We start from the raw sequence: 25,897 nt of genomic DNA, 5'->3' as shown, positions 1-25,897 counted from the left end.
GATGTGTGTATTTTTGGTATGGAAAGGATTTATAAATTGTATTCTTAAAGAGAGTGTTAGTAATAAACAATTTATTATCCGAATTTATTTTTCAATTATAGGAAAAAAGGAAGATAATCGAACAAATAATTCTTCAATTTAGACAAAACAAAAAGAGTAGGTTCTGACTCCCTACTCTTTCTCGATGTTACTCTTCGTCTTTATTTTTCTCTTTAGCTTTACGCTCTTTTTCAGCACGTTGTTTGGATTCTTCACGCTGTTTTTCTTCGGCTTTCTTGGCTTGTTCCTTTGCTTTCTCTTCTTGCTTCTTCACTTTTTCACGTTCTTTTTCAGCACGTTGTTGCGACTCTTCGCGCTGTTTTTCTTCAGCTTTTTTACGTGCTTCCTCTTGTTTCATTGCAGCCTCACGCTGTTTTTCTTCAGCCTTTTCACGTGCTTCCTCTTGTTTCATTGCAGCCTCATGCTGTTTTTCTTCAGCCTGTTTACGTGCTTCTTCTTGTTTCTTTACAGACTCATTTTCTTTCTTGCCTTCGTTTTTATCTTTATCGTTTACTTTTTCAAGAACATCTTCTACAGCTTCATCAGCTTCCTCATTGATTTCTTTAACGACTTCTGTTTTTTCTTCTGCTAACTCTTTGTCAAGTTCCGTCAGTTCTTCGTTGTATTCTTCTTCATCCATTTTACCAGATGCTAATTTTGCTTCGAGTTCAGCACGTTTCTTATCAGCCTTTTGCTCTTTCTTTTCTAGTTTGGCTAACTTTTTATTAACCTTCTCTTCAAACTTTTCTTGTGCTTTGACAATATTTTTTTGAAGAGCTTCTTTCGCCGTAGGATTCTCAACCTTTTCGAGAGCTGCTTGTAAAGCAAGAATGTTTGCAGCAAATTTTTCCTCAAATTCAGCACGGATTGTATCAGCTGGGGTCTGTTCTTGTGCAATATCACCACTAACTACTTCTGTTGATTCTTCAGTAGCAGGATCCGTCTCGGAAGAAGACTCTTCGTACTTTGCTAATGCTAATTCTTGTTGTTCAATAGCCTGTTGAAGCACTTCGTTTGCCAACTCTTCCTCACCTTGAGCAAGTAACGCTTCTGCTTCTTTAATCCTTTCTTCAGCAAAAGAAATAAACAATTCAGCCTCTTTTACTTCATCGAATGTTAAAGCAAGCTGAACATTTTCCATTAGTTTTTTCGCGAAGTAAAAGAAGTCACCAGGTAGAAGTGAAGGCGTATCCTCTTCCATTTCCGAATTTTCTTCCGTCTCTTCTTCCATTAATTCTTCTGTTGGTTGTTCTTCTGTAACCTCTTCATCTGTACTTTCAGTTTCTCCATCTTCGGTTATTGAATCGATTGTTTCACCTTCTTGATTTGATGGCTGAACTGTTGAATCAGTTGTTGTATCTTTTGTTTGGTCTTGTGGAACTGTTTCTTCTATTTGAGAATCTGTTTGTGTCTCATCATTATTCGCAAAAGCCTGTCCAGTTCCTAAAGAAAAAGTGAAAACCGCAGCAACAACACTTGTAACAAGAACATTGCGGACGTTTTTGTTACATGAAATATACTTTTTTGACATAAAAAATATCCCTCCAAAACATTTTTTGTAAAGGAAGAATCTTGAATTAACTCTATTAAACTTGAGGCTTTTCTCCATTCTTCATTTGGTAGCCCAGCCATCCTAGTTAAGACACCTTAGATCTGTGACTTTGCGTCTCTATCTTTCGGTAGATTTGCCCTTTTCAAATGAGGAACGATAACTCAATTTTTTCGTTCATCATAATCTAAAATAAATATACATTAAAAATCAAAGAATGAATACTATTATTTTTTGCCAAAATAATACTTCAGGTTCTCGGTCCCAAGATAAGTATCCACACTACTATTCTTCACTCCTATTGTTTCTTATTCAATTTTTCTGCTTACATTAGTACAATAAGAAAACGAGCTGCAGATTCACTTATTGATCTTCAACTCTTGCATCCAATAGCATTAGTTATCAATGCTCATTCCATTCATCCGTTATTGTTCTTACAAGCAGCTTAAAACCCTGCAAATAAGCAAGCATTTACGAGTAAATCGAATCTATCTGAGGGAGTTTAAGTGAAATCATTTACAAATCAGATGGAAAATCCTACTTAATTTTAAGAATTAAAACAGGCAGAAAAACTGAAATTTCTGCCTGTTTTGCAAAATATTATAGTTGTAAAATTGTCTTTACCTATTTTTAGATAGTACTATAATAATCTCCAGCATATTTTTCTTGGGTATTGATTTACACAATAGACTATTACTTAAATTAATTCATTTAACCATTCGTTTCTCTTTGCCTCGGTGTACGGACAAATAATAACGCCACTATAGCACCTACAAAAGCCACTATACCACACCAGAAGAATGCTTGTTGATATCCCTCGTTTAGAGCAACTATCGGCTCCCCTGATATACTAGTGGCAGTTGCTGCTGCAACGGAAACCATGATCGCCAAACCAACAGCCGATCCAACTTGATACGTCGTGTTATATAAACCAGATGCAAGACCAGACTCTTCTGATTTAGCCTCCGATACAGCTGCCGTGGTTGCAGGTAGATAGGCAAGGGCATTGCCGAGAGCGGCCAGTAATAGAGCAATAAACACATCACTCCAATAATTTCCATCAACAGTATTCCCGGCAAACAAGAGTGCCGAAAAGCCAAGTATAATAAATCCAATGAACATAGTAACCTTCATACCCATTTTCGCCATTAGTTTTTCAGCGAGTAAAATCATGAAAATGGCCATCAGCACCGGTGCCGGTAACATGCCCATTGCAGCCATGAAAGGTTCATATTCCAATACCTGTTGTAGATATAGAATAAGGAAATAAATAAGCGGAAACCAAGATGCTGATAACAAGATAAGCGAAACATTACCCGCTGCCAAGTTTGTGGTCTTAAAGATGCTAAGCGGCACGAGTGGTTCATTTCTAAAAACTTGAATAAGGATAAAGATGATGAACAAAACGGATCCAATAGCTAAAGGTAATATAGTAAAAAGCGTTTGCCAACCATGTTGTTCTGCGGTTACGATGCCGTAAACAATCAGTATCAATGCTGCTGTAACGGAAATAGCGCCTGCGTAATCAATACGCCCCATTTTTCTCATACCTTTTTGGAGGAGCTTTGGGGCCAATATCAAAACGAGAATACCAACAGGAACATAGAATAATAGGGTCCATCTCCAGCTGAGTAACTGTGTAAAGACACCTCCAAAAACTATACCAATGGAACCCCCTGCTGCCCCAGACAGACCCCAGAATGCAAGTGCCTTACCCATTTCCTTCTTATTAGACTTAAATAAAAGCATAATAATTGAAAGTGCGGCTGGGGCAATCAAAGCTGAACCAGCACCTTGGATTGCTCTTGCTATGTTAAGTGCCATTTGGTTCCACGCTAGGCCTGCGAATAAAGAAGATACTGTTAAGATTGAAACCCCCAACATAAAAATGCGTCGGTGGCCGAACAAATCGGACAATCTTCCTCCCAATAGCAGCAGCCCACCAAACAAAATAAGAAAGGCATTCATAACCCATTGTAAATTTGCCTCCGTATAGCCTAATGCAGATTTGATGGACGGCAAAGCAACCTGTATAATTGCGGTATCCATCATAACAAGGAAATTCGCAAAGCATAACAAAGCAAGTGCCTTCCAACGCTTTGGGTCAGGTTGCGCAATCGCCTGAGTACGTGTTGACATAAATTTGTTTCCTCCTATTTAATAATTAATTTTGACTAACTCTTTAAATGTCGAGCTAACACTTTTTGTTTCCGTGAAAGGCAAGGTTGCTAGGTTTCTTAAATCACTTGATAAAAATACAACAACAAAACTGAGAATTTTATATTAATCTATTAATTGATTTCTACCTATTCGTTTCACAAATTTATAGAATGTCTCCCGCTTTTTCCCCATCAGTGAATATACATCTATAATCTTTTCTACTGCATCATATAATTCTTCTGGTGCTAGATTCTCCTTCAGCAAGGAACTGACCTCAGCATCTTTCCCTTTTGCTTTTCCTCCAACATATAAATTAAAATGATCTTTAAACTTCATAATACCGATGTCACTTAACATCGGCTCCCCACAACCAATAGGGCAACCTGTATAAGCAATCTTTAGGGTAAAAGGCACGGGTTTTCCTGCTACACGACGATTTACCTCTTTGGCTACCGGCATACCTTCTCTTTCTTCCCCTTTACAAAAGTTACAGGTTTTTAAACTCTTTACGAAATTTCCTACTGGATAACACGCTAATCCAACACTTTGGAATTCTTCTAGGATTTCTTCTTTTCTATCTTCCGTGATTTCTATATAGAGTTGTTGGAATGTAGTTAACTCAAGCTCATCATCTTCGTTCATATATTTTGAGATCGTAAGAAGTTGTTTTGAGTTGAGTTTTGCTCCAAATCCAATTCCTCCATTTACGGCGATTTTAATTTTGTTAGCATTGTTCTCCAACTTAATTCCCCCTCCCTTTTTTAATACCTTAATTTCATTTGACCCCCTCAATATATTACTATACCCCGGTTAGGTATATTAAATGGTTAAAAATATACTTGCTCTCCAAAAGAGCAAGTTATGTAATACTAGATATCTATATTTAATATATCCCTTATTTCATTAATATTTTTTACTTTGATAGGCCCGAAGCTTAAATCCTAGAGAGTGTGCACGTGACTTGCACAGTGACACACCCTCAAAGGTGAATTTTCCTTTATTAAGCCTCAACATCATAACCTTGGTCTTCAATAGCTTCTTTCATAGCATCAAAAGTAACTTTTGTGTCATCATAGGTGACGTCCACTTTACCCGCTTCTAAATTAACTTCAGCTGCTGAAACGCCATCTAAATTTTTTAATGCACCTTCAACTGACATTTTGCAATGACCGCATGACATACCTTGAACGCTTAATGTTTTTTCCATGATCTTTCACCTCCTTTAAAATCATGTTTTTATAATTTTGCTCGTTTTAAGCGAAGTGAATTAGAAACAACACTAACTGAACTCAATGCCATGGCTGCACCAGCAATCCAGGGCGCAAGTAATCCAATTGCTGCAATTGGAATTCCTGCTGTATTGTATCCAAAGGCCCAGAAAAGATTTTGACGGATATTTCGAATAGTTGCATGACTGATTTTAATTGCTTTCGGTATAAGCAATAGTTCGCCACCAAGAATCGTCACGTCAGCCGCTTCAATTGCCACTTCGGTTCCAGTTCCAATCGCAATCCCAATATCTGCAGTAACTAATGCAGGTGCATCATTCACACCATCACCAACCATTGCTACCTTTTTACCTTGCGACTGAATTTCTTTTACTTTATCTGATTTCTCTTCAGGTAATACTTGGGCAATCACTTGATCAATTCCTACTTGTTTGGCAATAGCATGTGCCGTTCTTTCGTTATCCCCAGTTAACATGATAACTTCAATTCCCAATTCTTTTAATTGCTTAATAGCTTCAGGTGCTGTTTCTTTAATAGTGTCTGCAACCGCAACAATTCCACGATACTTACCATCAATGGCGATTAACATGGCTGTTTTACCATTTGTTTCATAATCAACTAACTCTTCTTCAAAACCTTCCATCTCCACTTGATGATTTTGCATTAACTTTCGATTTCCAACAACAATCTGTTTTCCAGAGATTGTTGCTTTGATACCATGACCGGGTATAGCGGTGAAATCGTCTACATCTACAAAATCAATATCATTTTCTGTTGCGTATGTCACGATCGCTTCCGCAAGTGGGTGTTCTGATCCTTTTTCTGCACTAGCCAATAATTGTAATGCTTCTTCATCACCAGAAAAATCAGTTACTTCTGGTTTTCCTTTTGTGATTGTTCCAGTCTTATCAAGAACGATTGCTTGTAATTGATGTGTTCCTTCTAGGTGTTCTCCACCTTTGAATAATATTCCACTTTCCGCAGCTTTTCCTGTTCCAACCATAATGGAAGTGGGAGTGGCTAACCCAAGCGCACACGGACAAGCAATGACAAGTACAGCTATTGCTGCAACCAATGCGGCTTCAAATTGACCAGGCTCTACAAAAGCAATCCAGATAACAAAGGTTACAAGTGCAATACCGACTACAATCGGCACGAAATAACCGGAAATAACATCAGCTAAACGTTGAATAGGTGCTTTTGATCCTTGTGCTTCTTCCACTACTTTTATAATGGATGCAAGTGCCGTATCTTTCCCAACCTTTGTTGCTTGCATTTCAATCGAACCATTTTTATTAATAGTAGAACCAATCAATTTTGCGCCCGATTCCTTTTCAATAGGGATTGATTCACCTGTTAGCATAGATTCATCTACAGATGTTCTCCCTTTAACGACTATACCATCTACGGGTATCTTTTCACCTGGTTTTACGATTAAATGATCCCCCACTATTACTTCTTCAACCGGAATCATTATTTCATTACCATCTCTAATCACTCGGGCTTCTTTTGCTTGTAAATGGAGCAATTTAGATATAGCGTTCGTTGTTTGACTCTTGGCTTTTGTTTCTAAATATTTACCAAATAAAATTAGTGTGACTAAAACAGCACTCGTTTCAAAATATAAATGTGGCATATATCCAGGGTTACCAATTGTCTTAAGTGCTTCGTATAAACTATAAAAATAAGCAGCACTAGTACCTAATGCAACTAGCACATCCATGTTAGCTCCACCATTTTTCAGGTTTTTATATGCACCAACATAAAATTGCCATCCAATAATAAATTGAACTGGTGTTGCTAAAGCAAATTGGAACCATGGATTCATAAATACATCCGGTATATTCATGTTAAATAAATGAACGAGCATCGTTACTAATAATGGAGCAGATAAAACTGCTGAAATGATCAGCTTCGTCTTCTTTTGTTGCAGTTCCTTTTCTTTATATGTTTGTTTATCTTCGGATTCAGCCTTTGGTTTCGCATCATATCCAAGCTTACGTATTTTCTCAATCAAAGCATGTTGATCAACGAATGCAGGATTATATTCAATAGAAGCATTTTCCGTAGTTAAATTTACAGTAGCTAATGATACGCCTTCTTGTTTATTTAACACCTTTTCAATTCGGGTAGAACAAGCTGCACAGGTCATCCCAAAGACATCAAATTCTGCTTTTTCCGTTCGAACACCGTACCCTATATTTTCTATTTTTTTTGTAATATCTTCAATCGTCGTTTTTTCTGGATTGTAGTCTACCGTGGCCTTTTCCGTTGTTAAATTGACTTGGGCTTCTACTCCATCCATTTTATTTAAAACCTTCTCAATTCGATTAGAACAGGCTGCACAGGTCATTCCTGTTACACCAAGTGTTACATGTCTTTCATCACCCATCATATACCCCCCCTTACTTGGAAAACTGCTTCATGACATTCATTAATTCTTCAATAGATTCTTTCCCTTCCCCTTTCAATATGGCATCACTAACACAATGGTTTATATGCCGTTCAGTTACAGAGAACCCTACGCTTTTTAATGCAGATTGAATCGCACTAATCTGAACTAAAATATCTATACAATATCGATCATCTTCTACCATTTTCTGTACACCACGAACTTGACCTTCTATTCGTTTTAAGCGGTTTATAATTTTATCCATTTCCTCTTTAGTTCTCGGTGTACTCGGGTGATCATGTAAGCATTTTTCTTCCAAACGAATCACTTCCTTTTCTTTTATAAATATACTATACCCCCCTACAGTATAAAATGTCAAGCGTGGAAAGTTACAAATGTACGTTGTAATTTACAGCAATACCCCCATAGTGTATGTAATGGGGTTGTCCTTATTAATAGTTAAAGGCTCTTTTCTCGTAGATTGTTGTTTTTACTTATACATTTAGCCCGTTGATTTCCGTTAAAAAGCAACAAACTTTACGAAAACAGCCTAGTTAAAAGATATTCAACTACTAGTTTTCCTTTCTTCCATAACTAATTTTACCGGTTTAAATTCCCCTAATATAACGATTCGATTTAGAACAGGATGTTAAAAACATGGTGGAAACAAAATTAGTAACTTTAGCAAGAAGAAAGCGACTGCCTTTTTCTTCAGCAATCGCAATTATTGGTTCAACACTTACGCTTTTATGGCACTAAAAAGCCGGTTGATTTTTTAATAAAATCAGCCGGCTATATAAGAAGTTTTATTTTTGAGGAACACTTTGCACTAGACACAAATTTGTCGGCTGTGTTTTACGCATTTACATATATCTAAAAATAGCACAAACTTTTTTCCGCTTCTAGGTAGTCTTGTTTCTCCTTGCATCTTTGTTTGTCATCTCCAAAAATAATACTTCAGATGGCAGACGTTTGTGAAACAAATATTTAGTATTGTTATGCACATGGCCCTGCACCATCGCTACACACTACTTTAATAAGCACAGCACTTTTTTATCAAATTTCGATGTTTTATCAAGATCTTGTTCCGTAGCTATTCTCAACTTAATTTTATTTACAAAAAGTACTCGCCCGTTGTGCCATTAAACTACTTAAACATTTCTAATAGTTCACTAAATGTATCGATGGCATAATCATAATCTTTCACTTCTCCAAATCCATACCTTGCGTAGACAAAAGGAATTTCAGCATACTTTGCTGCTTTATGGTCACCTTCAGTATCTCCAATATAGACGGGGCCTGTTAAATTATTTCTTTCTATGATTAACCTTATATTTTCCCCTTTTGAAAGGCCTGTTCTTCCCGGATTCTCATAATCTAAAAAATATTTATCTAGTTTGTGATACTTATAAAAAGCTTCAATATATCCATCTTGACAATTACTTACTATATAAAGCTTATATTTTTGTGATAAGGCTTTTAGGACCTCTTCCATATTTTCATACAAACTACCACCTTGCTCGCTTAAATATTGGTTCTCCACTCCACAACAATCGCTTAATAGCTTTTCTCGTGTTTCCTCATCTAAGTAAGGAAACAGTTTTTCACCTATTTCTTTCACCTGGAGACCCATTGTACCTTTAAGGTCTCTCTTCGTTATTTCGTTTTTTACTTGCTTATTTTGCTTCATTACTTTATTCCACGCAATCGACACAGTATCTGTAGGGTCCCATAATGTTCCATCTAAATCAAAAATAATACTATCCATTATTAACTCTCTCCTCTCAATTTCTGTTTTTATAAAAAGTTTAGTTCGTCCGGTTGTTGGGAAAAATAGGGCTATTTTCATAAAGTTGGTTGTTTGTGGGGAATGGTCAGTTCCTTTCCGCTCCAATCCACTCTGTATTTTCAACTGTTGTTAAAAGCGATAATCTTTTAAAAAACAGCGAAAAATAAAGAGTCTAAGACTTCGGTTATTCAGTTGGTTCACCTTAAAAGGTCAGTGCGTTTATTGTTTAACTCAAGCACCTCGTTCGTTAAAATCTTTAAAGAGTTTGTAAACAGAAACACAAAAAAATGTAAGTCCTACAAAAAACATAATTCCACCTAATGTGATATTAGATAGGATATACCCTTCCGTTATAATTCGGAAATTACTTGAGTCCATACTTCCACCCATTGAACGTAGGTATTCATTTGCCGAATCTTGACCATTTTCAACACTATTTAGTAGTCTTAAAAATCCTATTATGGTAAGGCTTGTTGTGAATATAAGAAACCCGTAACGATATAAATTCTTCATAATTCCCTCCAAATTTGTAGCTTCACCATTCCTATACTTCAAGAACAAAAGAACAGTACTGTTGTTTCAGTAAGGCTACATATTTGTTAAAAAATCAAATTATTCCATCATCACCCCAATCAATTTATAAGTGAGACGGTAGCATCTTTTTTAACAGCCTAATTTGTCCTCTATGGTTGACTTCATCTTCGAAGGTATGGAACCATATAAAATAATTATTAGATAAATTGTTATCCCAAATTGCTTCTTCGTATAACCACTCGTCATTTCTTTTTTTAAACTCTTCTAAGGTTCTACTACGAACCTTTTCCAATTTCCCAATATAAAACGCTAAGGGATTACCTTTAATCTGATTTCTTCCTAAGTCACCAAGTTGATAAGCAGCTCCCCATTCTTCACTCTCTTGTTGATTAGGCTTTCTCTTATCGAATAGCTCAACTTGGAATCCAAATTCAACAGCAGCCATATGTAACAATAATGCACCAATTGAATTACCATCTTTATTTGGCAAATAATCCAATTGTTTAACCGTTAATCCTTTGATAGCATTTAATGTCGTAAACCTAGCATAATTCATCATAGAAACCAACTGCCCTATTTGTGGTGAATATCCATGAATATCCCCAATTTTAAATGTCTTATGTTCTTCAAATTTATTAAATGTGTCCATGATCACTCCCCCCTTAATTACCATATAAAATATACCTTTTTATTAAAAAATCCTACTTCATTCGTACAATGATCCCATGCTAATTTTAACATAAAATCCCAACTACCTTTTTTAAATCCAAAAGAAAAAGGATCGCCGCGACTGACGATCATCTTGTTTAACTCAAGCACTCGTTACTTGAAAAAGATTAACCTTAGTTCATTGTAATATTTATAAATTCTTTAACTAAAAGATTATAAACATCTGGTTGGTCAATATTTGCTGTATGCCCCGCATTTGGAATTAATCCAATTTCAATCTCTTTATTTTTCCCTTTTATGTAAGTTGCTGCCTCAACCTCGTGAAAATCTTTACTACCATTTAACACTAATGTTGGAACTATTAAATTTTCCAAATCTTTATCTGTAATTGAAGGGTAATTAAATGTCATAGTATAAAGAACCTTTTTCAACGTATCAAACCATTTTTCACCGTGAACATTTTTAAAATGGTTTGCGATGTTTATATCATTTTCTTCAATGTTTAAAAAGTAATCATATTGATTTTCCATAATATCCTTTAATTCATCTGGTATAAACGGTGAGTAACCAGTTAATATAATACCTTTTACTAAACTAGGCTCTCTCTTAGCAATATGAACGGCTAATGATGCTCCTAAAGAAAGACCGACAATATATCCTTGTCCTCGTTGTTTGATTTGTGATATTACCCATTGTAAAGCATTTTCAAAATAATCATCCATAGCCATCTCTTCTGAATTACCATGCCCAGGTAAATCAAGTAAGATAAGTTCATTGTTTTCTTCTAAAGATGATATTTGACTTGAAAAGTGTGACCCACTTGTCCCCATAAATCCGTGTAAAAAATATAATCTCCCCATAAATATCTCCCCTTACATATCAATACATATAACATAGTTCTTCTTATACTAACCTCCTCCTTTAACAGAACAGGTTATTTTACGAAATTCCCATTAAGAATATTTAGTCAATTAAATACGCCAAAAAAATTAGTGGTAAAGATTAATAGTAATGACAATGAAATAAAGCCTAACTGAGAAAGTGTATATTTATAATCATTTCTATTTTCTGCATATCTTTTCTCCATAACAGCTCTAACCGTTTCAGATGCAAGAATGAACGCAAAAACCACGATATGAGTTTCTAAGAACCAAATCCTCTCTAGTGGATTCTGAATAGCGTTATAAAAACCTCCAACGATTATTAAGATAACGAAAGTGATCCTAATAATCCAATCTACGTTTTTATGTTTTTTATTTAAATGGTTATATGAGGACAGCTTCTTCTTTTTAACTTTAAACCACTTTCTCATTACCCTATTAAAGAAAAATATCAGTAGTCCATAAATCAATAAAAACAGAAAAAATTTCAACCAAAAGTCACTCATAAAACGGCTTCCCCCCCCCTTACTAACACATATTAGAATTTCCCAGTTAAATAGTTTGGCTTCCTTTCAACAATCCCGCTTCTTTAGCGGAAAAAGGTACAATTCCTATTTTAAGAAAAATTCCCTTTAATTGAAGAAGACATTATTATCTTCGCTATATTTTTGAATTATTTTACCTCTTTTATTGAATTAGCCATATTCTTGAGTTGTTCAATACTAATGTCAATATCTTTGTGCATTACTGCTAAAGTGTGTCGGACATTCTTTTGGTCAGACCACTCTATTTCTTTTAATTCTTCCCTATTATTTTTAATAACTACTTCTGTTCCATCACTTAACTCGATGGTTTCACCTGTACTAAGTTCATCATCATAGTATGTGGTAATAGTCATATTTATCTTATCGCTAAGTTCCGCATCAACAGGTTCGTACTCCACAGAGGTAAATAAGACACTTCCATTCTTCACTTCAGGTGATACAGAAAACCTGAAGAACTTTACCTCAAATGGAAATTTTGTTGGCACCTTCATTTTTTCTTGAATATCTTTCGGCAACTTACTGACTTCTTGGTGAAAAGTTTGAGGATATTCATTTAAAGGCAGATCAAAGGTGTGCTGATTGGAGCAAGCCACCATCAATAAACTACATAATAAAATAATTATCCTCTTCATACTCGTCCCCCTTAAATAACTTACATTTACGGCACAGTTTAGTTTCAATTTCCAACAACACTGACCGATTATGGAATAAAGAAAAGCTGGAGATTAATTGGACGATCTTCAGCTTTTGCACCGGTTAGATCAATAAGAACTGAATTAAATATCCGTTAAATTCCACTCTTCTTTTAATAAACCATAGATGACCCTATCGTGATACGCACCATTTAAGTATTCATAATTACGAATAGTGCCTTCTTGTGTAAAGCCAAGTCTTTCTGGTATTGCCCTACTTTTTAAATTTTCACTTGCAACGTTTATTTCAATTTTTCTCAAATCTAAATCATTAAATGAATGGTCAATAAATTGTTTTACTGCCTTTGTTGCCAATCCTTTTCCTATGAATCTATCTCCCAACCAGTAACCAATTTCCGTTACTATTCCTAAGACTCCATCTTCATCAAATGCTTTGGCTTGAATTTCTATTTTCTTACTTCCTCAAAATCTATTACTACATTTACGAATTAACTTCTAAAATGTTTCACTAGTCTCCCGTTAGTAAAAAGTGACTACTCCTTGTTCAGCAATCTCACCCTTAATGGAATAATAGTTTATCTTTTATAACTTAAATGCTTTATAAAGTTATATGCTATACCTACACACATTGCAACAATACCAACCACATAAAGTCCAACAGGGAAGTCAGGTACTAATATAGCTAATGCAGGGATAACGGTAGGATAAAACAGTCTTAATGCTCTTTCTTTATAATTTAAATCTTTCCAGTATCTCAGTTTGTATTTCCCCTTTTTTAACAATCCTATCTCGTTAGTAAAAAACGATTGCTCGTAGTTCAGCAATCGCACTTCATTTGTTTAATAATACTCTTAGTTTAATATCCCCCAAACTTTTCCATCCTTCATCGTAAAAAGATTACTGAAAATGCCAAGGGTTCTAGAAGTTATTTGCTTACCGTTCTCAAATTCAAAGTTCTTTTCATAAGAGGCAAAAATGCCAACATCTTTGAAATGAGAAGAACTACTCCATATTAGCTGATTGTCTTTTGTACACCCTTCATTCCTACCTTCATCGACACAAACAATTCCATTCTCCTTTAATACCCTTCTATTAAATTCATCCTTATTAGGAGTAGTAAGGACCATAATAGCTATTAGAAATACAACCATAATAATTCCTGTTACAACTATCCTTTTTTTATTTAACAAATGAGACACCCATTTCCTGCTCGATTGTACTAAATCTATAATCTGAATTATGATTTCTTCGTTCGACTAATCTGCTTACTTTACTTCTATAAGAAAAAGAGCTACCCCTGTTTATTGAAGAATTGCCCCCTTGAATAACGATCTTACTTTTTAATCCATATTGCCTTTGTATAAGCTATATTCAATCCCGCTCTTTCCATATTATTTTGACTGACGGAGCCAAATTTTGCTTGTCCCACAATTAAATTACATTTCTGTAAACTTGCTTGGTAGATACGATGCTTTATTAATGCACTTTGGATTCCTTTATTTCTTATATTCGGTAAAGTTGCCGCAGCGGCTAGAGTAGCTGTACGGCCTTTTATAAACAAAGTTCCTATCCCAACAGGTTCATTTTCATAGCTTGCTAGATAAAATGTCCAATTTTTAATGTTATACAGTATTTCATTGTTTTGTGCTACTCCACTTTTTAAAAATGTTGGCATTTGGAAACCTTTTGTGTAGATTTCCGCAAAAGTAGTAAATTCGTTTCTTTTTAACTCGCGGATCGTGATTTTTGGTTCATTTAATTCATAACTCGTTTCTAAGTCATTAGAGAGTGAAGCATAAAGAGTTGTATGAAAATCATTATGATAATAACCAGCTTCACTTAGGCAGGTTAGTAATTCTGAAGAAGTATGAGCGGGAGTTAGTTCAAAGCGAACTGGGATCTCTTTTTGCTTGTAAAAATCTATTATCTTATCTATTTGTTTTTCATCGCCTTCTCTTAACCCTTTTACCGTATTGAAAGATGGACCTGGTATGTTCTTTACCGAAAATGCTGTTGCGTTCCCAAACTTTTGCATTTCTACACTCATTGGGTTCCCTTGCATTTTTTGAATTGCTGTTAGTCGAGAACTCAAAGTTTCAATTTCTGAATCCTCCAACTGAACAGCTAATTCTCTATTCACAACTAAGCTCACATTGTCACTCTCCAACTATATATAATTTGTACATTTAACATTGCGACAACTATATCCTCTTCTTAAACTGACCCTGTCCCTTTAGTTGAACAAGAGGACACTTCCTATTTTAAGAAAAACCTCCGTTCACACAAGAAAAAATTAGTATTCCTATTTTTTAAGATTTGTATTTTATCATTCGTTCACTAATAATTCCTACCAAAAAACCAATAATGATTGGCAAGAAAGAAATCTCAGTATACGAAGGGGATATTTTAAATACAAAAATATCTATATCCGCAATAAAGCCTATTATATAAAGTAGTATTATTGTTCCAAATGATGCTATTAACGGGATCCAAAAGGACTTGCTCACACCTCCACCTCCTCAGCTAATGTACTCGTTTAACAGAAGAATATTGATTTTTTCCTTAGTCTAGGTTAAGTCATAAGAAACCATAAATAACCACTCTAACCACCCCAATGAGGAGATTTTATTAAGAGTCAAGAAAATAATTAAAGCACCTTAAAATAACTATTTGATTGCTACTCAACTAACATCCGGTTACTTCGAGTACATTTCTTCACATCATTATTTTATATGCTACTATTTTTAAAACGGGATATTTTGAAAAAGTGAAATAGTCAGAACTACTGTTAATAAGGTACCTGCTGATGTTAAAATTACTATTTTGCCTCCATCCTGTTCTTTTGAAGATTTCATAAGCTCTTGGGATTGCACAATCCATATAACTATAGATGCCATGGCAATAATAAATAAAAAGGAACTAGCCATATTTGAACTCCTTTCATGCATTTTATTTATAGGCTGCTTTCGTAAAGATTGTTGCTTTTTAGCTAATAACTAGGTTAGATCTACTGAGTTGATTGTAGCGGAAAGGAACGGTCCATTGTCTACCGCCGAAAACAACAAACTTTGCGAAAACAGCCATGATCTAATAAATAAATCAACTATTTTCAAGTTTAGATAAAATAATCAGCGTAGTAAAAGATAGTCAAACAGAAACTTAACACCATAAACAAGACAATTCCTAAAGTAATGGGCGATAAACGAAATTGGAATAGTTTTATTCCCCCAGCATCCTGTCCAGTCCAGCCTTTTGCACCTACATTTATTTCGTTATGTATTTGATTGGTATAAAACACAAATAGCCATATTACCCCGAATATCAATAATCCACCTAAAAATAATATCTCCATCAGGTTCCATTGGAAAATCTCAGATACACCCCATAATAAGCCACCCTCTATTAACATCGTTACAATAACTACAAAAGCTTTCCTCATTAATTCCCCCTCCTATATACCATTTATTTACGTACTATATCTCCTTAAGGTTTCAAATTTTCCGAAAAATGTAAGCTAAAAAAAGCAGAGAGTATATCTATTTCTTTAACAATCCTGTGTCTTTAGCGGAACAATGGGTTCAGTTCTGGGAGAGAAAACAATAAATAACACACTAAATAGGAGTACAAATTGCATAGCGTTTCGTACTCCTATTTTATTGATATGACAACATTTATTAGTTTTGAACACTTGAATTTACATTACAAATAGCAACCTTTTTAACGAAGGTACATAGATTTATGTACAGCTTGCAATTAATGTGTTAAAACGAGTGTTAAATGCTATATGTTATTTTAAACGTTATTTCTAATGCTAATAATGAATTTTTCCTATTTTCGAAAGGTTTATTGGGGTTTTATGTTAAAAAGAATATAAAGATGGTGAAACATTGCACTGAAAGTACGAGGTAGGTTAGTGGAGTAAGAAAAAAATTATTGAAATATTGAAACGTAACAGAAGCCTAATTCATTTACAGGGTATAAATCACTTCAAGTATTTGGAGGGGTAATAGTGAAAAGCACATTAAAATTTTGTATAACGTGGATTATTGGTGTCATTATAGCAGTATTCACAATGAGTTTATGGAGAAATGAGGAGGTAGATTGGCAACTTTTGGTTAGTGTAATTGTAGTATGCCTCATAGGGGTACTTATTGTATCTGGAATAATGATGTATATTAAAAAAGCGAAGGATAAAGCCAATGAATAGTAATTACTTCGTTTTTAAGTATTAGGTGCATTCCTTCAAGGAAGAGAACGCACTTTTCCTATTGAAGGAAATAGCTAATGAATTTTTAAGAGGAGTAGAGATTGTGTATGAATCAATTGTATTTGCCTTTAAATAAAGCAGGTTTGATGTGTAAGGGGCATACAGAACAGGGAGAGGTTGATTAACTGACGAGACTGGAACAACACATTCGGTGGATGTGAATACATTTGAAACGCTCTTCGGAGATGTAGAAGGAAATCCAAGCTATGAAGCCTTGTCTGGACCTCATACTTTTAAATTGGAAAATACGCAATACACTATGACTTCGGAGGAAATGGGTTATCAAAAGTATTTTGACAAATGGAAAGAACAAGGGTTGTTAAAGTAACGGTTAATGTTTATAAAGGGGATCTAAAAAACCATGAAACACTCGGTACAGATACTTTAACATTCGGTATCCATCCATATTTAATAGGTCGTGAAGAAATTAAAGATTTTCCTACAATCAAACGAATTAAATATAAACATCGTGAGCCAAAAACATAGGACCCCTCTATAAAAGGGACTTTAATCGTGTGCTGATATTTAACTATTCTGCTACTTCAGCAGAACAATGGTATAATCCCTATTTTAAGAAAAGCACCCTTAACTTAATAAGCCTTCTCAACATTTTTACGGTTTTTCTTCTTTTTTGCGTAAATATTCCAGCTATAATATACAATCCAAAAGGCGATAATTGCTAAAAATGAATATTGCTTATATTCGTTAGGTAGAAAGATAATCAATAATATTGTAGTTAATAAAAATGGGGGCATGAGTATCCAATATAACTTATTTTTAAAGTGTTTAATTACAGTTCCCTCCTTTTATTTGTTGCGATTTGCTTTATCATTAGCCGTTTGTTTACGTAAATTTCTTCACAAAAATGAACTACTTCCCTCTAAAAAGCGTTATTAAACCACCACACAATAAGAATCATACGCACTACTCCCCAAACGGTGGTTCCCACTATCCACCAAACTACAGATTGGGGAGTTGAACTTTTGTTCCTTTCCATATTTCTTTTTATAAAAATGAGAACACCAAATCCGATTATGATGAAACCAACAGTTATCCAAAATAATAAATCCATTTTCTATCCCTTTTTTTGCGAATTATTTTCCTAACCCGCTACTTTCGTACAATAGGTTCAACAGATGGGGCAGGTAAATGGAAAAATCCTTCTAATCGAAAAATTCCATATGTGGTTTCTCTTGTTTGTAATAATCCAATCTATCTTGCAATGTGCCTGTATGAAATTCAAATTTATGACCATCTGGATCAGTAAAGTAAATAGACTTTTTATCTCTCTCATCCCTCGGGCGACCTGACAAGATCTTCACATTCAATCCGCTTAGTTTCTCGTACATTTTATTAAAGTCTGCTTCTTCAATGGAAAAAGCGATATGTGTGTATGATTGGTTTATTTCATTACGAGGTATATCTTTCTCCACATTGAGAGCAAGCCACATTCCATTTAAATCAAAATAGGCAGTGCTTCTACCCTTTACTAACAATTTAGCATCAAATACATTTTTGTAAAACTCAATAGACTTTTCTAAATTAGATACTGAGAACAAAAAATGATTAAGCCCTTTTATCAACACCTTTATCACCTCAAAAAATTAGTATCTTTCGTTTAAGTAAGCTATTTTTCCCAAAATCTCTTTGGACTGGATACCCTTGTTGCGAAAATCAGTGCGCTAATTCGCCGTAAATATACCTATCAGGAAGAGGAGAACACTAACTTTATCCACCAGGGCTTGAAATCACATGGGACCAATTCAACTATGAATATAACAAAATCTAATATGTCATGTTGAGTGAAGGTTTAACAGTATTTGAATTATGCTGTTCCATTAAAAAAGACCGCCCTATTGACGATCTCCGTTGTTGTGCTAATACGTCTCTTCAATAGGAAGACACTTTATTTTACTAAACACAAATTCATCATTTTTGGTAGTTTATATTTTGCATTGCTCGCAAAATCCAAAAAACTACTATTAAATTAATAAAAAATAAATTCAATGTAATTCTTTTATGAAAAACTATTGAAATAACATCATTAACAATTAGACTAACTAAAGTTAATAAAACGCCTATTAACAATGCATGAACAAATAGTTTTAGTTTCTTTACCTCTGAAAAGTTTGGTACATTTACTATTTTCTTTCCCCCCCTTGAACAGCGTCGTAAGTATGTATAAGAACGAGTAGCATCTATCTTCAGCTAACGCTCTTGTTCCTTTGTAATTTTTTCAATTTTCCATCGCTTCCATCCTAACACAGAATACAAAGGATGGACATTCTCGAAACTCTTTATTCAAGAAACACTTTCTAATTTTCTTATTTTATCAAACGCAGTTTGGATATGCTTATGGATCATGGAATTTCCACATCCTAACCTTTTAGCTATCTCTGTTTTATTTAAATTAGTGTTTATTTTCTAGACAAGGCTGTAAATATTCCGGATAAGTGGTTTATTTATCGTTTGAGAATAGTTACTTTATTGGGAAATCGATTTGAACCAATGTACCTCCGCACTCTCTCCTTTTTATTTTAGTTATTCCCCACTGATTACCAAAGTAGTGTTTTATACGCTTATCGACATTTTCTAAGCCTATACCTGTCGTATGGCTTTTTTGTTTTGAGGTAGGGAATAAGGAATGCGTAGTAGAAGGGGCCTCTTCTATACCAACTCCGTCATCAAAAATATCTATTTTCATTTTCTCCTTTTCCTTATAAACTTTTATAGAAACGTTAATAGGCTTTCCAGCTGGCTCAAATCCATGAACAATTGCATTTTCTACAATTGGTTGTATCGTAAAGATAGGTATATTTTTTTGTTTTAAGTTTTTATCTATTTCAACTGTCATATCAATTTTGTCACGATAACGGGTCTGTTGGATGACCATATAACTTCGGACATGGTCCATTTCCTCCTCTAAGGAAACGAGTTGGTCAATGTTTCTTAGGCTGTACCTTAAAATCTTTGCTAGTAAATAGGTAACATGTTGAGATTGCTCCGCCTGTTCAAGGTAAGCAATACGGGAAATAGTGTTCAACGTGTTAAACAAAAAGTGGGGATTCACTTGGGATTGAAGAACTTTAAGTTGTGTTTCCTTTAAGTTCTTTTCTAAAAGAGAACGAAGCTGTAATTCTTTTATTAACTTTTCGTTTTTATTAGCTAATTCTTCTTTGGTCAAATAAGCATCGCCAATTTCTACAATATGATTTGCAGTAACAAAAAGAAGATCTGCAATAGCTTTGACATGACTTTTACGTTTGTGTTTTAGCTTCTTAAATTGAGAAGCTAATTCAGTTTGATGTAGATCTAGTTCCAATAAGTTCATTCTATTATCTTCAATGCTCTCTAGCTCGTGTTCTTCCATTACTACTTGTCCACAAAGTATCGATCCTAAATATTCTTCTCTCAGAATAATGGGAGCAGCAAAATCTACTAAACCAGCATGACAACGATGAATAACGGGGCGTTTGTTGGCTGCTGCCATCTTACCAACATTTTCATCTGAAAGAATACAACGTCTTAATCCTTCCGAAGAAGAACGAACGTAGGTGCAAAAACTAGTAAAGTTACTTGCTTTAGTTAGCGGAACACCATTAGCATCACAAATAAGGACTGCAACATTGGTAGCATCCGCAAACTTATCTTGTATTTCTTGAAGTTTTTTTATATCTACCAAATCAGATAATTTTTTCATTGTGATTAACCCTCCAGTTAGCTGAATATTCAGATTTATTTATAGAAAGGTGTAATGTTCAAGGTCCTTCTATCGAGAGCACTTTGGTTTCTTCACGCTATACTACATAATTCTGTTGAAATAGTGTTGATTTTTCTTTTCTTTTCTTAACGTTTGTTCGTACTGTCTATACTTTTTGGGAGAGATCCCCTCTATTTTACTAAAGACTCTAGAAAAATAGTTAAGATCGGTAAAACCACATTTTTCACTAATATCAGTAATAGACTCTTGTGTGCTTATTAATAAACTTTTTGCTTTCTCGATACGTTTCATTGTAATAAACTCTGTAATCGTTATTCCTTTTTCTTGTTTAAATAGACGGCTAAGGTATTGGGGGTGAAGATAAACATAGTCTGCTAGTTGTTGTAATGTCAACTTATCTTCTAAATGTTCATCTATATACTCGATGACTGAATCTACCATACTGTTTGATTGGGGGGGCAATTTCCTATCTACTGAATCCGTTTCTAGATTTGTCGTTACTTTTTCTAAAGTTTGGATAAATTCTTCCGGTCGGACTGGTTTTAATAAAAAGTCTTCTACCCCTATTTTTATTGTTTGCAATGCATAGTCGAACTCATTATAGGCTGTTAAAAATACGATTTTTAGACTAGGAAAGTCTTGTTTCATTAATTTTGCAGCTGTAATCCCATCCATCACCGGCATTCTTATATCCATCACTACGATATCAATGCAGCCTTTATTTATGGTTTCAACAGCGTCAGCTCCATTTTCCGCTTCTATACACTCCACAATTCCTAAATCACTCTTTTTCGCAATATCCATTAACACTTCTCTCTCTAATGGTTCATCATCAACAATCAATACCTTCAATACCCGAACACCTCCACTTATAATTATATACGATTATAAGTTAAGTTTATATGAGAACCCTTTCATTTTTCTTTTTATACTTGCCATTGCATCCTATCAGTGACCTTACTACTTGAGCTTATTTTATATTCTATTAACTTAAACTTGCTATACTACTATGTTTCTAGTACCGATATGATCGTTCTACTAGAAACATCCCTTTTGGATGAACGCAATGTAAAAAGTCCTCCCTTAGAGTATTCTAGACAATTCGTAAGGAAGGACAAACTTAATATAAAGTCAACTTCAATCAGTATGGATTTTACTTCTCGTTAATGCGGAGCAAAATACTTTCTACCGTTTTCCGCTCGCTATTTTTTAAAAGAATCCTAATTTTTGAGGACTGTAGCTTACAAGCAAGTTCTTTGTCTGCTGATAATGATCAAGCATCATTTTATGGTTCTCACGTCCGACACCAGACATTTTGTAGCCCCCAAATGCTGCGTGTGCAGGATATTGGTGATAACAATTTGTCCAGACACGACCTGCTTCAATTTCACGTCCGAAGCGATACGCTGTGTTCATATTACGAGACCACACACCAGCACCTAATCCGTATAGCGTGTCATTAGCAATTTCAAGCGCTTCTTCTTCTGTTTTAAACGTTGTAACGGATAGAACAGGTCCAAAAATCTCTTCTTGGAAAATACGCATTTTATTATCTCCCTTAAAGACGGTCGGTTGGACATAATACCCCTCAGCTAAATCACCCTCAAGCGTGTTACGTGCACCTCCAACTAAGCACTCTGCTCCTTCTTGTTTACCAATATCAATATAGGAAAGAATTTTCTCCATTTGTTCATTAGAGGCTTGTGCACCCATCATCACGTTTGGATCCAATGGATTGCCAGCTTTAATTGCTTTTACACGTTCAATTGCTTTTTCCATAAAACGATCGTAAATAGACTCATGAACGAGAGCTCTTGACGGACACGTACATACTTCCCCTTGGTTAAGAGCAAACATAACAAAACCTTCAATGGCTTTATCTAAAAATTCATCGTCTTCATCCATCACATCTTCAAAGAAAATATTTGGTGATTTTCCACCTAATTCTAATGTTACTGGAATGAGATTTTGTGAAGCATATTGCATGATAAGACGCCCTGTTGTTGTCTCACCTGTAAATGCCACTTTGTTTACTCGTGGGTTGGACGCAAGCGGTTTTCCTGCTTCTACTCCAAATCCATTTACAACATTCAGAACACCTTTTGGCAATAAATCTTGGATCAATTCTACCAAAACGAGAATACTCGCGGGTGTTTGTTCTGCTGGTTTTAATACAACACAGTTTCCTGCCGCAAGAGCTGGTGCTAACTTCCACACTCCCATTAAAATTGGGAAGTTCCATGGAATAATTTGACCAACAACTCCGATCGGCTCATGAAAATGATAGGCAACGGTATCGTTATCAATTTGTCCGATAGAACCTTCTTGGGCACGAATCGCTCCAGCAAAATAGCGGAAGTGATCGACAGCAAGCGGTAAATCCGCATTTAACGTTTCCCGAACTGCCTTTCCGTTTTCCCATGTTTCGGCAACGGCAAGCATTTCTAAGTTTTCTTCAATGCGATCGGCAATTTTATTTAAAATATTTGCGCGCTCTGTAACGGATGTTTTCCCCCACGAAGCTTTCGCTGCATGTGCAGCATCAAGTGCAATCTCAATATCTTCCTTCGTAGAACGTGCAACCTGGCAGAAAGGTTTCCCTGTTACAGGCGTTACATTATCAAAATACTCACCCTTAACAGGTGCTGTCCACTCCCCGTTGATAAAATTCTCATAACGCTCCTTAAAATGAACCTTAGCACCCGGTTGATTTGGCTGTTTATACGTCATTTTAATTGTCCCCCTTAGTATATTAATAGACTTTCTATACGCTCTCTCTTTAATAATGGATACCGCTAACTACATCTTCCTGTTAATCTATTCTTTTGGATTATCTAGCTTATAATGATTGATGTTCCAAATTTGCAATTTCTGCTACTGCTGCTTCTGCCACTTGAATATCTTGCTCGACTGATCCACCGCTAACACCTACACCGCCAATAATTTCTCCACTCACCCTCAATGGAATACCGCCACCAAACAAGACTACTCTTCCATTATTCGTCGTATGAACCCCAAAAAGTTCCCCTCCTGGTGCCCCTACTTCAGCAAGATTTTCTGTAGGCATTTTAAATGCAACGGATGTCCATGCTTTATTTTGTGATATATCGACACTTACTAATAAGGCATCGTCCATTCGATGGCTTGCAATCAAATTTCCGCCGTCATCAAGAATCGTAATAACCATGGGTACACCAATTTCTTGTGCCTTTTTCTCTGCTTTTTCTATCATATTTTTCGCTAAAGATAGGTTAAGTTGCTTCATAATACCCTCCTAAGTGGATTTTTTTAGTCAGGGAAGCCTTTTTATAGATTTAGTCTACTTCTCTACAACAAGAGGTAAACCTTTGACAATTCTTGCTGCATTTTTCCCTATTAATCTTTCATTTCCGCTTTTTTCTATAATATAAGGATCTCCAGAAGGAATCTTCGCATGATAAATCTTCAACACATCACGTTTCACTACTATTTTCACTTCAAGAGGGATGGGAATACTTGCTTCTGTGACTGTGTCTGTTTGTTTCAGTAAATAAGGAACGCTCTCTTCCTCAAGTCCGGCACAGACTTCTTTTAGATTGTCCTCTCCAACATAGCTATCGTAAAGAATAGGTATAAAAACACGCTTATTATCCATAAATGGCTCCTTTTTCCACCTTAGATGAAAGAATTAACCCTGTTGCGACTGCATTGCGTGGTCCTTCACTTCCCCTTATATTTGCGAAACCGGCAACAATGGAATATTTCGCTAACTCTTCCGAAATCATTTGAGGAATTTCAAAATCTAAAGCAGAGCCACCAAGCATAACAACGAAGGAAATATGCCTTATATTTCGAGTTGGAGTAACCCTCTCCAAAGCCCTTAATGCATTTGTGACAAATACCTTCCTTTTAGATTCTCGGCGGATTAACCGGACCTTTTCAAGTGATGTTCTAATAGGAAGAGGTGTTACCCCTTCTTCTTCTCGAATCACTACCTTCCCATAAGTATAGGGAGGGAATGGTGTTTCTGAGAAAAAGATTGTTCCATCTTCAAGTTGCATATGAAATAAACTAAGGACCTTCCCCAGTGGGTACTTTTTAATTTTTTCAGCTAATTCAAGGTCTTGAAGTGCAAGTTCAGAATTAATGAGCAACGTTACCATATCTCCCGCCCCTGCCAAGTGACTGCTGTTGATATTTCCTTTTTTATCAATAGTGGCAGCATCTGTTGAACCTCCGCCCATATCTAAAATAACAATTGGTCGTTCCGTTCCTGGTGTAGTTAGAGCACCTATTATAGCCATTTCGGCCTCCACTCCACCGACTTCTACTGGAATTTCCAGCTGTTCTTCTAAAAGATTGGACACCTTCTGAATAGACACTTTCTCTGTTTTAACCATTGAAGCAAGCGCCACACCTTGTTCCATCGCTAGCTCTCCTGCCATCGCTCCGCTGATGGAAGTAGGGATCCCTGCATCTACAGCTAACAAGTCGGTTATATAAATATCGTTCATCTCTTGACCAGTTAAATCAGCTAAATCCTGCCTTAGCCCGTTCAACATTCCACCTACGTTTGTCCCTGTTTCTCCTTGTACATCTTTTAATTCCCCTATTTTTTTATAGGCTTCCATAATGGCTAGGGCACCATCATTAATAGAAATTTTAGCTTGGTTTGTTTCTCCAATAAGGGACATACTTCCGGCTTCAATTTTCCTTTCCACTATCTCTCCTTCCGGTGTTCTAATAACTACAGCAGAACGGTTTCCCACTAAAGATTTAGAAACCGCTGCAATTTGTTTTGTCTCTTTTGGACTCAAGTGAAAAACTGTAGCTAGTCCGTAGGGATTACTCAACATCCGAATAACATGACCTGGTAAAGCCACTTCCACAGCAGCAAGCTTTTGAAGAGGAACTTTTTCAATCATCGATACTTCATCTACGATTGGAATTTTCTTATCTAAACGGTTATGAATAAGAGTCCCGTCATCTTTTTGAACAATAGCCCCTTTTACCGATACTCCCCTTGTAACTGCTTTATTGATAATATGAGCTACCCATTCATAATCAAAAGCCTTTGGTACAACGACGATATAGCTGTCTGTACTTTGTACCTCAGGTAATTGATCAATTAAGATAGTCACCCCTACCCCAAGTCCCGCTCCTCCTGGGGTATCAGGGTTATGACCAATCATAGAAGATTCTGTAATGACCGTTTCACTAATTAAATCCATCGCCAAGTCTCCAATTACTGGTACAGCATCATTAATACGAATACAATCAATATGTGAAAGCTCTATACCAGCTTTTGCCGCAGCCTCTTTTAAGCAAACGGAAATACCTTTGATATTATCAACCGTCCCCTTTACTCCGGTGGTAGGGACGAGGTGCTGTGATAAAAAGTTGGTTTCTCTCTCCTCATTGACTTCCGCAATCGCTATTTCCGTCGTTGAGTTTCCAATATCAATTCCAGCAATTATTTGTTTCCTCATC

General features: G+C 35.6%; 28 protein-coding genes and 1 riboswitch. Of the genes, 2 read left to right on the top strand and 26 right to left on the bottom strand.

What is annotated here, in order from left to right:
* Positions 1-187 precede the first annotated feature (187 nt).
* The 18 genes from ACFSUL_RS13820 to ACFSUL_RS13735 all read right to left on the bottom strand — a co-directional run bounded on the left by ACFSUL_RS13820 (position 188) and on the right by ACFSUL_RS13735 (position 15,879).
* The gene (locus tag ACFSUL_RS13820) at positions 188-1,570 is read right to left on the bottom strand and encodes a DUF5667 domain-containing protein (protein ID WP_377936334.1); all 1,383 of its coding nucleotides are present in this window, start codon (positions 1,568-1,570) and stop codon (positions 188-190) included.
* 84 nt (positions 1,571-1,654) lie between these two features.
* Positions 1,655-1,739: riboswitch (cyclic di-GMP riboswitch) on the bottom strand.
* A 560-nt stretch (positions 1,740-2,299) separates the two neighbouring features.
* Positions 2,300-3,727 (bottom strand): MFS transporter, encoded by a 1,428-nt coding sequence (locus ACFSUL_RS13815; protein WP_377936332.1) that lies wholly within the window; start codon positions 3,725-3,727, stop codon positions 2,300-2,302.
* A 144-nt stretch (positions 3,728-3,871) separates the two neighbouring features.
* Entirely contained in the window at positions 3,872-4,489 is a 618-nt protein-coding gene (locus ACFSUL_RS13810) for a nitrite reductase (RefSeq protein ID WP_377936330.1), read from the bottom strand.
* A gap of 259 nt (positions 4,490-4,748) precedes the next feature.
* On the bottom strand, positions 4,749-4,955 hold the full coding sequence (copZ, locus tag ACFSUL_RS13805; RefSeq protein WP_084778295.1) for a copper chaperone CopZ: 207 nt from the start codon (positions 4,953-4,955) through the stop codon (positions 4,749-4,751).
* Between the two features lie 29 nt (positions 4,956-4,984).
* Positions 4,985-7,369, bottom strand: a complete 2,385-nt coding sequence (locus ACFSUL_RS13800; protein WP_377936328.1) for a heavy metal translocating P-type ATPase — start codon at positions 7,367-7,369, stop codon at positions 4,985-4,987.
* A 13-nt stretch (positions 7,370-7,382) separates the two neighbouring features.
* Positions 7,383-7,634, bottom strand: a complete 252-nt coding sequence (locus tag ACFSUL_RS13795) for a metal-sensing transcriptional repressor (RefSeq protein ID WP_377937711.1) — start codon at positions 7,632-7,634, stop codon at positions 7,383-7,385.
* An 882-nt stretch (positions 7,635-8,516) separates the two neighbouring features.
* Positions 8,517-9,137, bottom strand: a complete 621-nt coding sequence (locus ACFSUL_RS13790) for an HAD family hydrolase (protein WP_377936326.1) — start codon at positions 9,135-9,137, stop codon at positions 8,517-8,519.
* 252 nt (positions 9,138-9,389) lie between these two features.
* A complete protein-coding gene (locus ACFSUL_RS13785) occupies positions 9,390-9,671 on the bottom strand; it encodes a hypothetical protein (RefSeq protein ID WP_377936324.1) in 282 nt (93 codons plus the stop codon).
* Positions 9,672-9,795: 124 nt separating this feature from the next.
* Positions 9,796-10,341 (bottom strand): DinB family protein, encoded by a 546-nt coding sequence (locus ACFSUL_RS13780; RefSeq protein ID WP_377936322.1) that lies wholly within the window; start codon positions 10,339-10,341, stop codon positions 9,796-9,798.
* Positions 10,342-10,534: 193 nt separating this feature from the next.
* The gene (locus ACFSUL_RS13775; RefSeq protein WP_377936320.1) at positions 10,535-11,221 is read right to left on the bottom strand and encodes an alpha/beta fold hydrolase; all 687 of its coding nucleotides are present in this window, start codon (positions 11,219-11,221) and stop codon (positions 10,535-10,537) included.
* Between the two features lie 107 nt (positions 11,222-11,328).
* Positions 11,329-11,748, bottom strand: a complete 420-nt coding sequence (locus tag ACFSUL_RS13770) for a DUF4181 domain-containing protein (RefSeq protein WP_377936318.1) — start codon at positions 11,746-11,748, stop codon at positions 11,329-11,331.
* 167 nt (positions 11,749-11,915) lie between these two features.
* Positions 11,916-12,419 (bottom strand): hypothetical protein, encoded by a 504-nt coding sequence (locus ACFSUL_RS13765; RefSeq protein WP_071411931.1) that lies wholly within the window; start codon positions 12,417-12,419, stop codon positions 11,916-11,918.
* Positions 12,420-12,563: 144 nt separating this feature from the next.
* Positions 12,564-12,833 (bottom strand): GNAT family N-acetyltransferase, encoded by a 270-nt coding sequence (locus tag ACFSUL_RS13760; protein WP_377937709.1) that lies wholly within the window; start codon positions 12,831-12,833, stop codon positions 12,564-12,566.
* A 458-nt stretch (positions 12,834-13,291) separates the two neighbouring features.
* Positions 13,292-13,639: a hypothetical protein gene (locus ACFSUL_RS13755; protein WP_377936315.1), complete on the bottom strand. Its 348-nt coding sequence runs from the start codon at positions 13,637-13,639 to the stop codon at positions 13,292-13,294.
* 134 nt (positions 13,640-13,773) lie between these two features.
* Entirely contained in the window at positions 13,774-14,592 is an 819-nt protein-coding gene (locus ACFSUL_RS13750) for a GNAT family N-acetyltransferase (RefSeq protein WP_377936313.1), read from the bottom strand.
* Positions 14,593-14,749: 157 nt separating this feature from the next.
* A complete protein-coding gene (locus tag ACFSUL_RS13745; RefSeq protein ID WP_071411926.1) occupies positions 14,750-14,947 on the bottom strand; it encodes an ATPase in 198 nt (65 codons plus the stop codon).
* A gap of 237 nt (positions 14,948-15,184) precedes the next feature.
* Positions 15,185-15,367, bottom strand: a complete 183-nt coding sequence (locus tag ACFSUL_RS13740) for a hypothetical protein (protein WP_071411922.1) — start codon at positions 15,365-15,367, stop codon at positions 15,185-15,187.
* A 188-nt stretch (positions 15,368-15,555) separates the two neighbouring features.
* Positions 15,556-15,879: a hypothetical protein gene (locus ACFSUL_RS13735; RefSeq protein WP_377936310.1), complete on the bottom strand. Its 324-nt coding sequence runs from the start codon at positions 15,877-15,879 to the stop codon at positions 15,556-15,558.
* Between the two features lie 570 nt (positions 15,880-16,449).
* Here ACFSUL_RS13735 and ACFSUL_RS13730 point away from each other — a divergent pair.
* Positions 16,450-16,647 (top strand): hypothetical protein, encoded by a 198-nt coding sequence (locus ACFSUL_RS13730; protein WP_071411919.1) that lies wholly within the window; start codon positions 16,450-16,452, stop codon positions 16,645-16,647.
* Between the two features lie 360 nt (positions 16,648-17,007).
* Positions 17,008-17,193, top strand: a complete 186-nt coding sequence (locus tag ACFSUL_RS13725; protein ID WP_377936307.1) for a hypothetical protein — start codon at positions 17,008-17,010, stop codon at positions 17,191-17,193.
* A 394-nt stretch (positions 17,194-17,587) separates the two neighbouring features.
* Here ACFSUL_RS13725 and ACFSUL_RS13720 read toward each other — a convergent pair whose 3' ends face one another.
* From ACFSUL_RS13720 to ACFSUL_RS13685, 8 genes are all read right to left on the bottom strand, one after another.
* Complete coding sequence (locus ACFSUL_RS13720) at positions 17,588-17,779, bottom strand: hypothetical protein (protein WP_377936305.1); 192 nt, start codon at positions 17,777-17,779, stop codon at positions 17,588-17,590.
* Between the two features lie 91 nt (positions 17,780-17,870).
* Complete coding sequence (gene fosM, locus ACFSUL_RS13715) at positions 17,871-18,290, bottom strand: FosM family fosfomycin resistance protein (RefSeq protein WP_377936303.1); 420 nt, start codon at positions 18,288-18,290, stop codon at positions 17,871-17,873.
* A gap of 896 nt (positions 18,291-19,186) precedes the next feature.
* Complete coding sequence (locus ACFSUL_RS13710; RefSeq protein ID WP_377936301.1) at positions 19,187-20,407, bottom strand: sensor histidine kinase; 1,221 nt, start codon at positions 20,405-20,407, stop codon at positions 19,187-19,189.
* 102 nt (positions 20,408-20,509) lie between these two features.
* On the bottom strand, positions 20,510-21,280 hold the full coding sequence (locus ACFSUL_RS13705; RefSeq protein WP_377936299.1) for a response regulator transcription factor: 771 nt from the start codon (positions 21,278-21,280) through the stop codon (positions 20,510-20,512).
* Positions 21,281-21,637: 357 nt separating this feature from the next.
* A complete protein-coding gene (gene adh, locus ACFSUL_RS13700; RefSeq protein WP_377936297.1) occupies positions 21,638-23,158 on the bottom strand; it encodes an aldehyde dehydrogenase in 1,521 nt (506 codons plus the stop codon).
* Between the two features lie 109 nt (positions 23,159-23,267).
* Positions 23,268-23,693, bottom strand: a complete 426-nt coding sequence (locus ACFSUL_RS13695) for a GlcG/HbpS family heme-binding protein (protein WP_377936295.1) — start codon at positions 23,691-23,693, stop codon at positions 23,268-23,270.
* Positions 23,694-23,747: 54 nt separating this feature from the next.
* Entirely contained in the window at positions 23,748-24,062 is a 315-nt protein-coding gene (locus ACFSUL_RS13690) for a glycerol dehydratase reactivase beta/small subunit family protein (RefSeq protein WP_377936293.1), read from the bottom strand.
* Positions 24,055-25,896: a diol dehydratase reactivase subunit alpha gene (locus ACFSUL_RS13685; RefSeq protein WP_377936292.1), complete on the bottom strand. Its 1,842-nt coding sequence runs from the start codon at positions 25,894-25,896 to the stop codon at positions 24,055-24,057. Before ACFSUL_RS13685 ends, ACFSUL_RS13690 begins: the two co-directional genes overlap by 8 nt.
* Position 25,897 lies beyond the last annotated feature (1 nt).

Origin of the sequence: Bacillus seohaeanensis (genome assembly GCF_042684945.1) — a bacterium.
Lineage (GTDB): Bacteria > Bacillota > Bacilli > Bacillales > Bacillaceae_B > Rossellomorea > Rossellomorea seohaeanensis.
This window is presented reverse-complemented; position numbering and strand designations above follow the sequence as displayed.

Coding starts and splice junctions, on each gene's coding strand:
- ACFSUL_RS13820 (WP_377936334.1), bottom strand. CDS start 1,570: ATGTCAAAAAAGTATATTTCATGTAACAAAAACGTCCGCAATGTTCTT.
- ACFSUL_RS13815 (WP_377936332.1), bottom strand. CDS start 3,727: ATGTCAACACGTACTCAGGCGATTGCGCAACCTGACCCAAAGCGTTGG.
- copZ (WP_084778295.1), bottom strand. CDS start 4,955: ATGGAAAAAACATTAAGCGTTCAAGGTATGTCATGCGGTCATTGCAAA.
- ACFSUL_RS13800 (WP_377936328.1), bottom strand. CDS start 7,369: ATGGGTGATGAAAGACATGTAACACTTGGTGTAACAGGAATGACCTGT.
- ACFSUL_RS13795 (WP_377937711.1), bottom strand. CDS start 7,634: ATGGATAAAATTATAAACCGCTTAAAACGAATAGAAGGTCAAGTTCGT.
- ACFSUL_RS13790 (WP_377936326.1), bottom strand. CDS start 9,137: ATGGATAGTATTATTTTTGATTTAGATGGAACATTATGGGACCCTACA.
- ACFSUL_RS13785 (WP_377936324.1), bottom strand. CDS start 9,671: ATGAAGAATTTATATCGTTACGGGTTTCTTATATTCACAACAAGCCTT.
- ACFSUL_RS13780 (WP_377936322.1), bottom strand. CDS start 10,341: ATGGACACATTTAATAAATTTGAAGAACATAAGACATTTAAAATTGGG.
- ACFSUL_RS13775 (WP_377936320.1), bottom strand. CDS start 11,221: ATGGGGAGATTATATTTTTTACACGGATTTATGGGGACAAGTGGGTCA.
- ACFSUL_RS13770 (WP_377936318.1), bottom strand. CDS start 11,748: ATGAGTGACTTTTGGTTGAAATTTTTTCTGTTTTTATTGATTTATGGA.
- ACFSUL_RS13765 (WP_071411931.1), bottom strand. CDS start 12,419: ATGAAGAGGATAATTATTTTATTATGTAGTTTATTGATGGTGGCTTGC.
- ACFSUL_RS13740 (WP_071411922.1), bottom strand. CDS start 15,367: ATGGCTAGTTCCTTTTTATTTATTATTGCCATGGCATCTATAGTTATA.
- ACFSUL_RS13735 (WP_377936310.1), bottom strand. CDS start 15,879: ATGAGGAAAGCTTTTGTAGTTATTGTAACGATGTTAATAGAGGGTGGC.
- ACFSUL_RS13725 (WP_377936307.1), top strand. CDS start 17,008: ATGGAAAGAACAAGGGTTGTTAAAGTAACGGTTAATGTTTATAAAGGG.
- ACFSUL_RS13720 (WP_377936305.1), bottom strand. CDS start 17,779: ATGGATTTATTATTTTGGATAACTGTTGGTTTCATCATAATCGGATTT.
- ACFSUL_RS13710 (WP_377936301.1), bottom strand. CDS start 20,407: ATGAAAAAATTATCTGATTTGGTAGATATAAAAAAACTTCAAGAAATA.
- adh (WP_377936297.1), bottom strand. CDS start 23,158: ATGACGTATAAACAGCCAAATCAACCGGGTGCTAAGGTTCATTTTAAG.
- ACFSUL_RS13695 (WP_377936295.1), bottom strand. CDS start 23,693: ATGAAGCAACTTAACCTATCTTTAGCGAAAAATATGATAGAAAAAGCA.
- ACFSUL_RS13690 (WP_377936293.1), bottom strand. CDS start 24,062: ATGGATAATAAGCGTGTTTTTATACCTATTCTTTACGATAGCTATGTT.
- ACFSUL_RS13685 (WP_377936292.1), bottom strand. CDS start 25,896: ATGAGGAAACAAATAATTGCTGGAATTGATATTGGAAACTCAACGACG.